Origin of the sequence: Pseudomonas cremoricolorata DSM 17059 = NBRC 16634, assembly GCF_000425745.1 — a bacterium.
GTDB classification, from domain to species: Bacteria; Pseudomonadota; Gammaproteobacteria; order Pseudomonadales; family Pseudomonadaceae; genus Aquipseudomonas; species Aquipseudomonas cremoricolorata.
Map to the genome: position 1 here is coordinate 239,001 of NZ_AUEA01000002.1, position 14,777 is coordinate 253,777.

General features: G+C 63.1%; 12 protein-coding genes. 4 read left to right on the plus strand and 8 right to left on the minus strand.

What is annotated here, in order from left to right; translation table 11 throughout:
* The first annotated feature begins 133 nt into the window (after positions 1–133).
* Positions 134–742, plus strand: coding sequence for a transcriptional repressor LexA (gene lexA, locus H618_RS0103545; RefSeq protein WP_028693754.1), 609 nt, complete (start codon positions 134–136; stop codon positions 740–742).
* Between the two features lie 13 nt (positions 743–755).
* The gene (sulA, locus tag H618_RS0103550; RefSeq protein ID WP_028693755.1) at positions 756–1,232 is read left to right on the plus strand and encodes an SOS-induced cell division inhibitor SulA; all 477 of its coding nucleotides are present in this window, start codon (positions 756–758) and stop codon (positions 1,230–1,232) included.
* Positions 1,233–1,295: 63 nt separating this feature from the next.
* Here the strand turns inward: sulA and H618_RS0103555 are convergent, their stop codons facing one another.
* The 7 genes from H618_RS0103555 to H618_RS0103585 all read right to left on the minus strand — a co-directional run bounded on the left by H618_RS0103555 (position 1,296) and on the right by H618_RS0103585 (position 9,587).
* On the minus strand, positions 1,296–1,529 hold the full coding sequence (locus H618_RS0103555) for a hypothetical protein (protein ID WP_028693756.1): 234 nt from the start codon (positions 1,527–1,529) through the stop codon (positions 1,296–1,298).
* Between the two features lie 50 nt (positions 1,530–1,579).
* Entirely contained in the window at positions 1,580–2,098 is a 519-nt protein-coding gene (locus tag H618_RS0103560; RefSeq protein WP_028693757.1) for a DUF6586 family protein, read from the minus strand.
* Positions 2,099–2,229: 131 nt separating this feature from the next.
* Positions 2,230–4,839, minus strand: coding sequence for a type I DNA topoisomerase (gene topA, locus H618_RS0103565; protein WP_028693758.1), 2,610 nt, complete (start codon positions 4,837–4,839; stop codon positions 2,230–2,232).
* A 100-nt stretch (positions 4,840–4,939) separates the two neighbouring features.
* Positions 4,940–5,191 carry a DUF1653 domain-containing protein gene (locus H618_RS0103570; protein WP_028693759.1) on the minus strand — a complete coding sequence of 84 codons (252 nt, stop codon included), beginning with the start codon at positions 5,189–5,191 and terminating at the stop codon, positions 4,940–4,942.
* Positions 5,192–5,266: 75 nt separating this feature from the next.
* Positions 5,267–6,442 carry an acetyl-CoA C-acyltransferase FadA gene (gene fadA, locus H618_RS0103575; protein ID WP_028693760.1) on the minus strand — a complete coding sequence of 392 codons (1,176 nt, stop codon included), beginning with the start codon at positions 6,440–6,442 and terminating at the stop codon, positions 5,267–5,269.
* Between the two features lie 30 nt (positions 6,443–6,472).
* Positions 6,473–8,620: a fatty acid oxidation complex subunit alpha FadB gene (gene fadB / locus H618_RS0103580; protein ID WP_028693761.1), complete on the minus strand. Its 2,148-nt coding sequence runs from the start codon at positions 8,618–8,620 to the stop codon at positions 6,473–6,475.
* Positions 8,621–9,149: 529 nt separating this feature from the next.
* Complete coding sequence (locus H618_RS0103585; RefSeq protein WP_028693762.1) at positions 9,150–9,587, minus strand: hypothetical protein; 438 nt, start codon at positions 9,585–9,587, stop codon at positions 9,150–9,152.
* A 108-nt stretch (positions 9,588–9,695) separates the two neighbouring features.
* Here H618_RS0103585 and H618_RS0103590 point away from each other — a divergent pair, with 108 nt between their 5' ends.
* Positions 9,696–10,166: a universal stress protein gene (locus H618_RS0103590; RefSeq protein WP_028693763.1), complete on the plus strand. Its 471-nt coding sequence runs from the start codon at positions 9,696–9,698 to the stop codon at positions 10,164–10,166.
* Between the two features lie 42 nt (positions 10,167–10,208).
* On the opposite strand, the gene H618_RS0103595 is transcribed toward H618_RS0103590, so the two are convergent.
* Positions 10,209–12,140, minus strand: coding sequence for an ATP-binding cassette domain-containing protein (locus tag H618_RS0103595; protein ID WP_028693764.1), 1,932 nt, complete (start codon positions 12,138–12,140; stop codon positions 10,209–10,211).
* 222 nt (positions 12,141–12,362) lie between these two features.
* Between H618_RS0103595 and H618_RS0103600 the strand changes: the two genes are divergently transcribed.
* Complete coding sequence (locus H618_RS0103600; RefSeq protein ID WP_028693765.1) at positions 12,363–14,291, plus strand: transglycosylase SLT domain-containing protein; 1,929 nt, start codon at positions 12,363–12,365, stop codon at positions 14,289–14,291.
* Positions 14,292–14,777 lie beyond the last annotated feature (486 nt).

Consider the following 14,777-nt stretch of genomic DNA (forward strand, 5'->3'; position numbering starts at 1 on the left):
TCGCTACCCTGTCCGCCCGATACTTGCCCGGCTTTCATAGCGCGAGGTGCCACGCCGATGGCACAGGACGCTTGCAGCCGCCCAACTACTGTATATAATCCCAGTCACTGGATAAAAAGACAGAGCGCCCGCCATGTTGAAACTGACGCCACGCCAAGCCGAGATCCTCGCTTTCATCAAACGCTGCCTGGAAGACAACGGCTTCCCCCCCACCCGCGCGGAAATCGCTCAGGAGCTAGGCTTCAAGTCGCCCAATGCGGCCGAGGAACACCTCAAGGCCCTGGCCCGCAAGGGCGCCATTGAAATGACCCCTGGCGCATCCCGCGGCATTCGCATTCCGGGTCTGGAAGCCAAGCCCGAAGAATCCAGCCTGCCGATCGTCGGCCGCGTCGCCGCCGGTGCGCCGATTCTCGCCGAGCAGCACATCGAGCAATCGTGCAACATCAGCCCCGACTTCTTCAATCCTCGGGCCGATTACCTGCTGCGCGTCCACGGCACCAGCATGAAGGACGTCGGCATCTTCGATGGCGACCTGCTCGCCGTGCACACTTGCCGCGAAGCCCGCAACGGTCAGATCGTCGTGGCGCGGATTGGCGACGAAGTCACGGTCAAGCGCTTCAAGCGTGAAGGCAGCAAGGTCTGGCTGATCGCTGAAAACCCTGAATTTGCGCCCATCGAGGTCGACCTGAAGGATCAGGAACTGGTCATCGAAGGCCTGAGTGTCGGCGTGATTCGCCGCTGATCGAGGAATCCCCATGCATACGTCCACCCACGCACCCGAGCACAGCCAGTTGTCATTGTTCGAAGCCTTTCTGGCCCAACCCGTGCTGCCCGGACTCAAGGTCCGCGAGCCCGCGGGCCAGTATTTCGAACCCGACCTGTTCAGCGAGCTGACCCTGCGCGGTGCGTCGGGTCCCTGCCACAGTCTGTTGGCGCCGGTTCTGAGGGAACTCAGCGAAGAGGACCACAGCCGCTGGCTGACCCTCATCGCCCCACCCGCCAGCCTGACTCAGGCTTGGCTACGCCACGCCGGGCTCAATCGCGAACGTATCCTGCTGCTGCAACCGCGCAGCAATCAAAGCGCGCTGCACCTGGCCGCAGAAGCGCTGCGCCTGGGCCGCAGCCACACCGTGGTCAGCTGGCTGGGCAGCCTTAACGCCAGTGGCCGGCAATTGCTGATCCGCTCTGCCAGTGCCGGAAACGCACAAAGCCTGAACATCCGCATCGGCTGATGTCCAGGCTTTGCCTGTTTCGCTGAATGAAACACTCTGCAGCCCCTTGAGCGGTACGCACGATCAGTGCAGTACGCGAGGGCCTTCTTCGCGCTCGAGGTCGCCTTCGACCAGACGTCCCGCCATCTGCACGCCTACGCTGAGCATGGCTTTGGCGACTTCCACGTGCTGTCCTTGCAAGAATACCTTGGCGTCTTCAGAGAAACTCAAGGTCACCAGAGACCCTTCATCTTCGGCGCGGCGCAGCTCGATGCGGCCGTCCGGCAACTCGACAATTTCAAGAAACGACGTTGACATAAAGGGCTGTTCTCCACTAAAGGCGTGCATTGTAACAGCCACTGCGGCGATCAGCACTCACTCAACGCGTCACGAAAGCGTCGCACAACGTCCTTGAGCTGACCGCGCCACTCCTGCAATTGCTCATGACAAAGCGCTGGCGACTCTGGCTCATCGAGATTCACTGCTTGGATCAGCGGCTGCGTGACGTCGCCCTTGGCGACTTTCACTGCGACCGGCGGTCGGAACAAATCTTCATAAGCACTGAGCAAACGCGCCAGCCAGGTTTCCCTCTGCCCTGCCAATTCGAGCATCTCGGCCATTTCCGGAATGCGCAGGTCTCGCAGCGCCGAATCGTTGAGCAGCGCTCGCGCGTCGCGGCCGCCCTCCTCCAGGCGATAGAAGCCTGCGATCTCGTGACACAACCCCAACAGTGCCCCGTAGAGGTGAAACAAGGCAGCTTCGCGCTCGGCCTGAATCAGCCCCTGGGCATTCAGCGCGCGGCTTTCCTGAGCCTTGGCCATCGATTCGAGCGCCAGGCCGGCGAAGAACAGCTTCTGATTGGTGCGGGTGTAGCGTTCCTGGGCCATGGATGGGTTTCCCTGAGTGGATAAGGTCAGAAGCGCAGTGTCAGCGACATCACAAGGCCGCGGCAAGCCCAAACGCATCGGGGGCAAGCAGGTTTCCCCGCTTGCCCCCGATTCGACCGCTCAGCTCACGCTCAGCGCTTGTCTTCTACCTTCCACGCCTTGCCGTCGTAGAAGGCCTTCCAACCCGTCGGTTTGCCCTCCACCTCGGTCTGCACGTATTGCTCCTTGGTCTTGCGGCTGTAGCGAATCACGCTCGGACGACCTTCCGGATCCTGCTGCGGTGCATCGCAGAGGAAATGGTACTTGGCGTCGATCTCGGCCTTGTGCGGCACGATTTCCTTGACCAGCGGCGCGCGGGTCTCGCGGTTCTTGGGGAACTGACTCGCGGCCAGGAACAGCCCGGATGCGCCATCACGCAGCACGTAGGTGTCATCGACCTTCTCGCACTTAAGCTCGGGCATTTCCACCTTGTCCATCTTCGGCGGCGCCGCTTCGCCGCTCTTGAGCAGCTTGCGGGTGTTCTTGCACGCAGGATTGGTGCAACCGAAGAACTTGCCGAAGCGTCCGGTTTTCAGCTGCATCTCGCTGCCGCACTTGTCGCATTCCAGGCTCGGGCCTTCATAGCCCTTGATGCGATAGCTGCCTTCCTCGATTTCGTAGCCTGGGCAATCCGGGTTGTTACCGCAGATATGCAGCTTGTGCTTCTCGTCGAGCAGATACGCATCCATGGCCGTGGCGCAGATCGGGCAGCGATGCTTGGCGCGCAGCACCCGCGACTCGGACTCGCCCTCGTCATCGGCAGCGATCTCGTCGCCCGGCACCAGGTTCACCGTGGCCTTGCAGCGTTCCTTGGGCGGCAGGCTGTAGCCCGAGCAACCGAGGAACACACCGGTGGACGCGGTACGGATCATCATTGGCCGACCGCATTCCTTGCAGGCAATGTTGGTCAGGGTTGGCTGATTGGCGCGCATGCCATTCTCGCTGGCTTCAGCGGTCAGCAGCTTCTGGCTGAAATCGCCATAGAACTCGTCGAGCACGTTCTTCCAGTCGCGCTCGCCATGGGCGACGTCATCGAGGTTTTCTTCCATGCCTGCGGTGAAGCCATAGTCCATCAGGTTGGAGAAGCTTTCGGAAAGACGCTCGGTGACGATATCGCCCATCTTCTCGGAATAGAAGCGGCGGTTGTGCAGGGTGACGTAACCGCGATCCTGGATGGTGGAAATGATCGCCGCATAGGTCGAAGGACGACCGATGCCGCGTTTTTCCATTTCCTTGACCAGGCTGGCTTCGGTGAAGCGCGCCGGCGGCTTGGTGAAATGCTGGCTGGGGTCGAGTTCGAGCAGCTTCAGCGCTTCGCCCTGGGCCATTTCCGGCAACACATCGTCTTCGCCGGGTTTGCTCTGTTGCGGCAACACACGGGTGTAGCCGTCGAACTTGAGAATACGGCCCTTGGCCCGCAGCTCGAAGTCGCCGGCCACCGCGGTGATGCTGGTGGACAGGTACTGCGCCGGTGGCATCTGGCAGGCCAGGAACTGGCGCCAGATCAGCTCGTACAGGCGCTCGGCATCGCGCTCCATGCCAGTGAGCTTGCTCGGGTGGGTATTGACCTCGGAAGGACGGATCGCTTCGTGCGCCTCCTGGGCACCCTGCTTGCTGCCATAGACGATCGGCGCGGCTGGCAGGTATTGGCTGCCGAATTCGCGCTCGATGTAGCTGCGGGCCATTTCCACGGCATCGGTCGACAGGTTGGTCGAGTCGGTACGCATGTAGGTGATGTAGCCGGCCTCATACAGGCGCTGTGCCATCATCATGGTCTTCTTCACGCCGAAGCCCAGACGGTTGCTGGCGGCCTGCTGCAGGGTCGAGGTAATGAATGGCGCCGACGGCTTGCTGCTGGTCGGGCGGTCTTCGCGCTTGCTGACGCTGTAGCTGGACACCTTGAGGGCGTCCAGCGCGGCCATGGCCTGGGCCTGGTTCAGCGGTTTGAAGGCCTCGCCGTTGTGCCGCGCCACTTCGAAGCGCACCTTGGCGTTCTTGGCGCTGCTCAGGTCAGCGTGGATTTCCCAGTATTCCTCAGGGTTGAAGGCGCGGATTTCACGCTCGCGCTCGACCACCAGCTTGACCGCCACCGACTGCACGCGACCCGCCGACAGGCCGCGGGCGATCTTGGCCCACAACAGCGGCGAGACCATGTAGCCCACCACGCGATCGAGGAAGCGCCGCGCCTGCTGGGCATTGACGCGATCGATGTCGAGTTCGCCCGGTTGCGAGAACGCTTCCTGAATGGCCTTCTTGGTGATTTCGTTGAACACCACGCGCTTGTAGCGGGTGTCATCGCCGCCGATGGCCTCGCGCAGGTGCCAGGCGATGGCCTCCCCCTCGCGGTCCAAGTCGGTTGCGAGATAGATGGTGTCGGCATCCTTGGCCAGACGACGCAGTTCGTCGATGACCTTTTCCTTGCCAGGAAGGATTTCGTACTTGGCCTTCCAGCCCGATTCGGGGTCGACGCCCATGCGCGCCACCAGCTGGCGACGGGCCTTTTCCTTCGGTGTGAGTACCGGTGCGTCGGGCGCGGCCTTGCCGCGCTTGGCGGCCGGCTCCTTGGAGGCGCTAGCCGAACCGCTGGTGGGGAGGTCGCGGATATGGCCGATACTCGACTTCACCACGTACTGGCTGCCCAAGTACTTGTTGATGGTCTTGGCCTTGGCCGGGGATTCCACAATGACCAGCGATTTGCCCATGGATCGGAATATTCCTGAATCTGAAGATGAAAAACGCGCCAGGTGCCGGACGCGGCACCGCTATATATAGTGGCGACAGAGTGAGGTCAAGCGCAGTCGTCTAGGCCTCGGTCGCAGGCGGCGGATCAAAACGCCCTGCTTCGGCTGTCTGCAAAGCAAAGCGCGGCACCTGCTCACCGTCAACCTCGACGGTCTCGAGGAACATCGCCAGCGGCCGTATCCACAGGCTGAAATCGCCATACAGGCACTGGTAGACGACCACCCACTCTTCGTTTTCCGAATGCCGTGCGGTGCCGAATACGCGGTACTCAGGCCCTTTGTAATGACGATAAATGCCTGGTTGCACCTGCATGTCGCACTCCTGCTGTAACTGCGTGAAAAACAAAAGCCGGGGCACTTGGCCCCGGCTGCTGTGACAACGACGCGATCAGACGCGTTCGAACACAGTGGTGATGCCCTGACCCAGGCCGATACACATGGTTGCCACGCCCAGGGTGCCGCCGTTCTGCTTCATGACGTTGAGCAAGGTGCCGGAAATTCGCGCACCTGAGCAACCGAACGGATGGCCCAAGGCAATTGCGCCGCCGTGCAGGTTAACCTTCTCATTCATCTTGTCGAGCACTTTCAAATCTTTCAGCACCGGCAGGGCCTGTGCAGCGAAGGCTTCGTTGAGCTCGAAGTAGTCGATGTCGGCAATGCTCAAGCCGGCGCGTTTGAGCGCTTTCTGCGTCGCAGGCACCGGGCCGTAACCCATGATCGCCGGGTCGACACCGGCCACTGCCATCGAGCGCAGTACCGCCAGCGGCTCGATACCAAGGTCCATGGCGCGCTGGCCGGACATCACGATCATGCATGAGGCGCCGTCGGTGATCTGCGAGGAACTGCCCGCCGTGACCGTGCCACCCTTGGGGTTGAAGGCCGGCTTCAACGCCGCCAGGCCTTCAAGGGTGGTTTCCGGACGAATGGTTTCATCGAAGTCGAAGACCTTGAGGAAACCGTCGGCGTCATGCCCCTGCATGGGGATGATCTCGTCCTTGAACTTGCCCTCGACTGTTGCCTTGTGCGCCAGCTGGTGCGAGCGCAGGGCGAACTGGTCTTGCTGCTCGCGGCTGATGCCATGCATCTTGCCGAGCATTTCCGCGGTCAGGCCCATCATGCCCGAGGCCTTGGCCGCGTGCAGCGACAGGTGCGGGTTGGGATCGACGCCGTGCATCATGCTCACGTGTCCCATGTGCTCGACACCGCCGATGACGAACACGTCACCGTTGCCAGTCATGATGGCCTGGGCGGCGGTGTGCAGCGCGCTCATCGACGAGCCGCACAGACGGCTGACGGTCTGCGCCGCCGAGGTATGCGGAATCGGCGTCATCAGCGAGGCCATGCGGGCGATGTTCCAGCCCTGTTCCAGGGTCTGGTTGACGCAGCCCCAGATGACGTCCTCGACTTCTTTCGGATCGACCTTGGGGTTGCGTTCCAGCACCTTGGTGATCAGTTGCGCCGACATGTCTTCGGCGCGGGTATTGCGGTGCATGCCACCCTTGGAGCGGCCCATGGGCGTACGACCGAAGTCGACGATCACCACGTCTCTTGGATTCAGGCTCATATCAAATCTCTCGCTCTAGCTGTGGACCGCTCAGTTGAAGAAACGCTGGCCGCTGGCGGCCATTTCGCGCAGCTTGGCGGTCGGGTGGTACAGCGGCCCCAGGTCGGCGTAGCGATCGGCCAGGGCGACGAATTCGGCAACACCGACCGAGTCGATGTAGCGCAGCGCACCGCCGCGGAAGGGAGGGAAGCCAATACCGTAGACCAGGCCCATGTCCGCTTCGGCGGCGGTTTCGACGATGCCGTCTTCCAGGCAGCGCACCACTTCCAGGCACAGCGGGATCATCATCCAGTTGACGATGTCGTCATCGCTCAGCTCGCGCTGTTCGTAGATCACCGGCTTGAGCACATCGAGCACGCTCGGGTCGGCGACCTTCTTCGGCTTGCCGCGCTTGTCGGTTTCGTAGGCGTAGAAGCCCTTGCCGTTCTTCTGACCCAGGCGCTTGGCCTCGTACAAGGCATCAATCGCCGAGCGGCGCTCGTCCTTCATGCGGTCCGGGAAGCCTTCGGCCATGACGTCGCGGCCATGGTGACCGGTGTCGATACCGACCACGTCCATCAGGTACGCCGGGCCCATGGGCCAGCCGAACTTCTCCATCACCTTGTCGATGCGCACGAAGTCGACACCGGCGCTGACCAGTCGGGCGAAGCCGCCGAAATAAGGGAACAGCACGCGGTTGACCAAAAAGCCCGGGCAGTCGTTGACCACGATCGGGTTCTTGCCCATTTTCTTGGCGTAGGCCACGGTGGTGGCGACCGCCACATCGCTGGACTTCTCGCCACGAATCACTTCCACCAGCGGCATCATGTGCACCGGGTTGAAGAAGTGCATGCCGACGAAGTTTTCCGGCCGTTTCAGCGCCTGGGCCAGAAGGTTGATGGAGATCGTCGAGGTGTTGGAGGCCAGAATAGCGTCTTCCTTAACCTGCCCTTCGACCTCGGCCAGCACGGCCTGCTTGACCTTGGGGTTCTCGACCACCGCTTCGACCACGATGTCGACATTGGCGAAGTCGCCATAGGACAACACCGGGCGAATCGCATTGAGCGCTTCGGCCATTTTCGCCGGGGTCAGGCGGCCTTTCTCGACGCGATTGCCGAGCAGCTTGGAGGCTTCGTTGAGCCCCAGCTGGATGGCTTCTTCGCGGATGTCCTTCATCAGGATCGGCGTACCCTTGACCGCCGACTGGTAGGCGATGCCGCCGCCCATGATGCCGGCGCCTAGCACGGCCGCCTGCTGCACGTCGCGGGCGATCTGGTCGTGGGCCTTGGCCTTGCGCTTGAGCTCCTGGTCGTTGAGGAACAGGCCGATCAGGCTTTCGGCGACCGAGGTCTTGGCCAGCTTGGCGAAGCCTGCGGCTTCGACTTCCAGGGCCTTGTCACGGCCAAAGTTGGCCGCTTTCTGGATCGACTTGATGGCTTCGACCGGCGCCGGGTAGTTCGGCCCGGCCTGGCCTGCGACGAAGCCCTTGGCGGTTTCGAAGGCCATCATCTGCTCGATGGCATTGAGCTTGAGCTTGTCGAGCTTGGGCTGACGCTTGGCCTTGAAGTCCAGCTCACCGGAAATGGCGCGCTTGACCAGGTCGAGGGCCGCAGCCTGGAGCAGCTCGGGCGCTACCACAGCGTCTACCGCGCCGACCTTGAGGGCGTCATCTGCGCCGTTTTCCTTGCCGGCGGCAATCCACTCGATGGCGTTGTCCGGGCCGATCAGGCGCGGCAGGCGCACGGTGCCGCCGAAGCCTGGGTAGATGCCCAACTTGACTTCCGGCAGGCCAACCTTGGCGCTGCTGGCCATGACCCGGTAGTCGGCGGCCAGGCACATTTCCAGACCGCCGCCCAGGGCGATGCCGTTGATCGCGGCTACCGTGGGTACTTCGAGGTCTTCGAAGGCGTTGAAGATGCGATTGGCCTGCAGGCTGCCGGCCACCAGTTCAGCTTCCGGCAGCTTGAAGTTGTCGACGAATTCGGTGATGTCGGCGCCGACGATGAACACGTCCTTGCCGCTGCTGACGATCACGCCCTTCACCGAGGCATCGGCACTGATGGCCTCGATGGCCTGGCGCAACTCTTCGAGGGTGAGACGGTTGAACTTGTTGACGGACTCACCCTTGAGGTCGAACTGCAGTTCGACGATGCCGCTTTCAAGAGCCTTAACCGTGATGGCTTTACCTTCGTAAATCATCAACTGATCTCCACGATATGGAAGCTGAACTGTACCCACCGGTCACTGGCAAACCGTGGCCATGACGCCGCCGTTACCAGGCACACCCGCCAGCAGGCTGTTCGGGATTCTGTAGAAGCGTCATCAGAGACAAACGCTCAATTCATACGCCCGTTTGATTTGGGTGCGCACAGATTCTGCGAAATGTGCAGGGTTGTCAAATGCCCGAAGCGCTGGGGAAATGGCGACCTTGCAGTCAGTTTGTAGCCGTTCGGTTCCCGCCTGCGCAACGCTGATCACCGGGCATTCACACAAGGCATGGGACCACGCCTATATGGCAAACGCTGCAGCGACACCCTGCAGTCGCCGAACAACGTCTATAGTCTGAAGGCTTCCGGCCTGCCTGGCCTTTCTGCGCAAGCAGAACGCATCGCGGGGCCGCAGCGTTCGCACGTCTCGATCCATGACCGATGACGGCGAGCACTGCGGCCCCGCGATGTCGTTGTACGATGCGAACTATTGGGTAGCCAGATGTTTCAGGCCAGGCACTTCAGGCGAGAGTGTCGAGGGCCTGCTTGATGGTATCCACCACGCCCTCATCGCCGCGCTCGCCCCAGTACAGGGCAATCATGCGCGGGTCGGCTTCGACCTTGTAGACGCTCTCAGGCAGGCTGGCGAACACGCTCAGCAGTGGCGCCTCGGTGCATTCCTCACGCCACTGGTTCCACCACACGCCGGGGCTGACTTGCCAGTAGCTCCAGGCATCCTGCCGCCCGGCGCGGCGTCCACGGTGGTACTGCGGGCAGGGGCTGGGCGGTTGCTTGTCCAGCCAGTGCGGCCACTGCTGCGGCGCCAGCTGCATGGCCAGACCCGCCCGCCGTCCTTCAAGCCGCAGGTCCATCTGCCGGCTCTGCTTGCGCGAAGGGCGTAGCCAGGCCAGCGGGCTCAAGATCAGCCCGAGGATTGACACCACTAGCCAGAAAGTCATATCTGTACGTCCCCTGAAGCGTTGCGAATGAGCGTGCCAGTGCCGGTTGCGGCAAGCGGCTCGAAAGCGACCATACTTCCATTACCCCGACTGTCAGGAGCGCCGCTCATGTCCTATACCCATCTTCTGGTCGCCGTCGATCTGACGGAAGAGTGCGACCCGGTGATCAAACGCGCCATGGCCATTGCCGGGCCGACCGGCGCCAAGGTGTCACTGGTGCACATTGTCGAACCGATGGCGATGGCCTTCGGCGGTGACGTGCCGATGGACCTGTCGCAGTTGCAGCAACAACAGTTCGATCAGGCCAAGCTGCGCATGTCGCAGGTGCTCGACAAGTATTCGGCCAAGACCGACGCCACCGGCTCCAGACCCGCCATCGAGCCGGGCGACCTGCACCTGGTCTACGGTCAGCCGCGCCAGGAAATCCACGAACTGGCCAAGACCGAGCACTGTGACCTGATCGTGGTCGGCAGCCACGGGCGCCATGGCCTGGCACTGCTGCTGGGCTCTACCGCCAATGACGTGCTCCACGGTGCACCGTGCGATGTGCTGGCCGTGCGCCTGAAGAAAGACGACTGACAGGCAACGCGGCGCCCTCGGGCGCCGCAGCGTCAATATGCCCTACCCTTCCAGTTCGGCCCAACGCTCAACCAGGCCATCGAGCTCAGCCTGCAACTGCTCCAGTTGCGCCAGCACCGCGGTGGTCTCGCCGATTGGCCGCTGGTAGAACCCCGCATCAGCGATCTGGGCCTGCACGGCTGCCATCTTCTGCTCCAGCGCATCGATCTGCAGCGGCAGCTGCTCAAGCTCGCGCTGCAGCTTGTAGCTGAGCTTCTTCTTGCTGCCATCGGCCTCGGCCACCGCCGCAACCGCAGCGGGCGCCGCCTCGGCGACTTTCGCCACCACGGCGCTGTTGAGCTCGGACTTGCCGCCCTTGCTCTCGGTCACGCCCAGCAGACGCGGCGAGCCGCCCTGACGAATCCAGTCTTCATAACCGCCGACATACTCACGTACACGCCCCTCGCCTTCGAACACCAGGGTGCTGGTGACCACGTTGTCGAGGAAGGCCCGGTCGTGGCTGACCATCAGCACCGTGCCCTTGTAGTTGGCCAGCACTTCTTCGAGCAGCTCGAGGGTCTCGACGTCGAGGTCGTTGGTCGGTTCGTCGAGCACCAGCAGGTTGGCCGGCTTGCTGAACAGCTTGGCCAGCAGCAAACGTGCGCGCTCACCACCGGAAAGCGCCTTGACCGGGGTTCGCGCACGCTGCGGGCTGAACAGGAAATCGCCCAGGTAGCTCAGCACGTGGCGGTTCTGCCCTTCGATCTCGATGAAATCGCGGCCTTCGGCAAGGTTGTCGATGACGGTCTTTTCCAGGTCGAGCTGATGGCGCAACTGGTCGAAGTAGGCCACTTCCAGCTTGGTACCGCGATCAACCCGGCCGCTGACCGGCTCCAGGTCGCCGAGCATCATCTTCAGCAAGGTGGTCTTGCCGGTGCCGTTGGCGCCGAGCAGGCCGATGCGGTCCTGACGTTGCAGGACCATCGAGAAGTCCTTGACCAGCAGCGGCCCGCCGGGATGGGCGAAGCTGACGTTTTCCAGCTGCATGACCTGCTTGCCGGATTTTTCTGCCGCCTCGATCTGGATGTTGGCCTTGCCCTGACGCTCACGGCGCTCGCCGCGCTCGACGCGCAGCGCCTTGAGCGCACGCACGCGGCCTTCGTTACGGGTACGCCGAGCCTTGATGCCCTGGCGGATCCACACCTCTTCCTGGGCCAGGCGCTTGTCGAACAGCGCGTTGGCGGTTTCCTCGGCGGCCAGCGCGGCTTCCTTGTGCACCAGGAAGCTGGCGTAGTCGCCGTTCCAGTCGATCAGCCCACCGCGGTCGAGTTCGAGGATGCGGGTGGCGAGGTTTTGCAGGAAGGAACGGTCGTGGGTGATGAACAGCACGGCGCCGCCGAAGCCTTTGAGGGCTTCTTCGAGCCAGGCGATGGCGCCGATGTCGAGGTGGTTGGTCGGCTCGTCGAGCAGCAGCAGGTCGGGTTCGGACACCAGCGCCTGGGCCAGCAGCACGCGACGCCGCCAGCCCCCGGAGAGCTCGGCGAGGGTCTTGTCGGCCGGCAGTTGCAGACGGCTCAGGGTGCTGTCGACCAATTGCTGCAAACGCCAGCCATCACGCGCTTCGAGCTCGTGCTGGACATGCATGAGCTTGTCCAGGTCGGCGTCGCTGTGGATGTTCTGGCTCAGGTGATGGTACTGGGCGAGCAACGCGCCGACGCCATCGAGCCCCTCGGCGACGACATCGAACACGCTACGCCCGTCAGCCACGGGCAGCTCCTGCGGCAGTTCGCCGATCTTGAGCCCCGGGCTACGCCAGATCTCGCCGTCGTCGGGTTTCTGCTCGCCTTTCACCAGGCGCAGCATGCTCGATTTGCCGGTGCCGTTGCGGCCGATGATGCACACCCGCTCGCCACGGGCGATTTGCCAGGACACCTTGTCGAGCAGCGGCATGGCGCCGAACGCGAGGGACACATCGCTGAATTTGAGAAGGGTCATGGGCGTCTCCAGAAAACGGGCGCGCATTCTACCCGGTTTGACGCCCGGCAGCACGCGCCAGACGCGCAGTCGCGGCCCGCCGCACCCACCGCCCGTCCAGAACCCGGATGCAGCCGTGCGGAGCTTTCACCCAGCCCCGGCAAACGGCTAAGCTAGGCGCCTGTCACTCCACAGTGCTGGCTACGCCGCCACTTTTCCATGGTTCAACTGCACGGACGTATCATGCGCAGCCGCCTGTTCCAGATCATTTCCTGCCTGCTGCTCGGCGCCGCCGCCACCAGCGCCGCCCAGGCCACCGACATCACCCAGCAGCGCCAGTACTACGATGAGGCCAAGCGCGCCCTGGCCAAGGGCGACAAGGGCCCGTACCAGCGTTACGCCCAGGCTCTGAGCGATTACCCGCTGACGCCGTACCTGGCCTACGACGAACTGACCGCGCGGCTGAAATCGGCCAGCAACCAGGAAATCGAAGCGTTCCTCGCCGCCCACGGCGACCTGCCCCAGGCCAACTGGATGAAGCTGCGCTGGTTGCGCTGGCTGGCCGAGCGTGGCGAATGGGACACTTTCGCCCGCTACTACAGCCCCAAGCTCAACTTCACCGAACTCGACTGCCTCAATGGCCAGTACCAGCTCAGCCATGGCCAGCGCGCCGAAGGCTTCGCCACGGCAGAAAAACTCTGGCATGTCGGCAAGTCGCAGCCGGCCGCCTGCGATGTGCTGTTCGGCATGTGGGCCGCCGAAGGTCAGCTGACCGAGGCCAAGCGCTGGGAACGCCTGAAACTCGCCGCGCAGACCCGCAACTACGCCCTGGCCAACAGCCTGGTCAATGGCCTTGCTACCCTCAACAGCCAGGGCAAGCTGCTGATCGATGTGGCGCAGAAGCCCGAGTTGCTCAACCAGCCTTCGCGCTTCATGCCCGCCACCGAGGCGATGTCCGACATCGTCAGCCTTGGCTTGCGCCGTCTGGCCCGGCAAGACCCGGAACGGGCCATGGCGATGCTCGACGACTACGCCCAGCGCATGCACTTCTCGCGCGATGAAAAAGTCGCCATCGCCCGCGAGATCGGCCTGACCCTGGCGCGCCGCTACGATCCACGCGCGCTGCAACTGATGACCGGCTACGACCCTGACCTGCGTGACGATACGGTCAGCGAATGGCGCATGCGCCTGCTGCTGCGCCTGGGCCGCTGGCAGGAGGCCTACGACCTGACCCGCCGCCTGCCGCCGGAACTGGCCGCCAGCAACCGCTGGCGCTACTGGCAGGCGCGCAGCCTGGAGCTGGCCCAGCCGAACAACCCGCAAGTGCCGGCGCTGTACAAGACCGTGGCCCGCGAGCGTGATTTCTACGGATTCCTCGCCGCCGACCGGGCGCAGACCCCGTACCAGCTGAACAACAAGCCGCTGGTGCTGAGCCAGCAACTGGTCAACAAGGTGCGCAACACCCCAGGGGTGCGCCGCGCCCTGGAATTCCATGCCCGCGGGCAGATCGTCGACGGTCGGCGCGAGTGGTATCACGTCAGCCGCCACTTCAACCGCGACGAAATGGTCGCCCAGGCGCGTCTGGCCTATGAACTGCGCTGGTACTTCCCGGCGATCCGCACCATCAGCCAGGCGCAGTACTGGGACGATCTGGACATTCGCTTCCCCATGGCCCACCGCGACACCCTGGTGCGTGAAGCCAAGGTGCGCGGGCTGCATTCGAGCTGGGTGTTCGCAATCACCCGCCAGGAAAGCGCGTTCATGGACGACGCGCGTTCCGGTGTTGGCGCCAGCGGCCTGATGCAGCTGATGCCGGCCACGGCCAAGGAAACTGCACGCAAGTTCAGCATTCCGCTGGCCTCCCCGGCTCAGGTGCTCAACCCCGACACCAATATCCAGCTTGGCGCCGCTTACCTGAGCCAGGTGCACAGCCAGTTCAACGGCAACCGCGTGCTGGCTTCGGCGGCCTACAACGCAGGCCCGGGGCGGGTGCGGCAGTGGCTGCGCGGGGCCAAGCATCTGAGCTTCGATGTGTGGGTGGAGTCGATTCCGTTCGATGAGACTCGGCAGTACGTGCAGAACGTGCTGTCGTACTCGGTGATCTATGGGCAGAAGCTCAATTCGCCGCAGCCGTTGGTGGATTGGCATGAGCGGTATTTTGATGATTTGTGAGGTGGTGTAGCTTCGCCTGTGGTTGCTAGACGTCGCGCATGGCCGGTAAAGCTGAGTATGTACTGACGGCCTGGTTTCGCCTGGCGGCGACCCCCTTTTTAGGGAAAAAGGGGGCAAAACCCCATGCTCCACTAGCCGGCCCTGCACTGCGCTTCGCTCCGTTCCGGGTCCCCTGCGCTCCGGTGCTCTACGGGGCGCCGCGGGCAAGGGTTGCTGCGCAACCCTAACACCTCGCGTCCTCGGCTACGCCTCGGGTGCGCTGACGCGCACGCCCCTTCGAACACCTGCGCTCCGGCCGGCTACAGTCGCGTTCGGTGTCGTCTGGACGGGCAATGTACAAGAGCACCAAGATCAAGAACTCAGCGGCCAAACCGCTGCGTCAGATAGTCAGGCACTGAGAGCCCACACGACAGTGGTAGGCGTGTTCTTCGTAGGTGAAACAACTGAGCCGCACCGCCCCTTCTTGACCCACATCAACCCCCCATT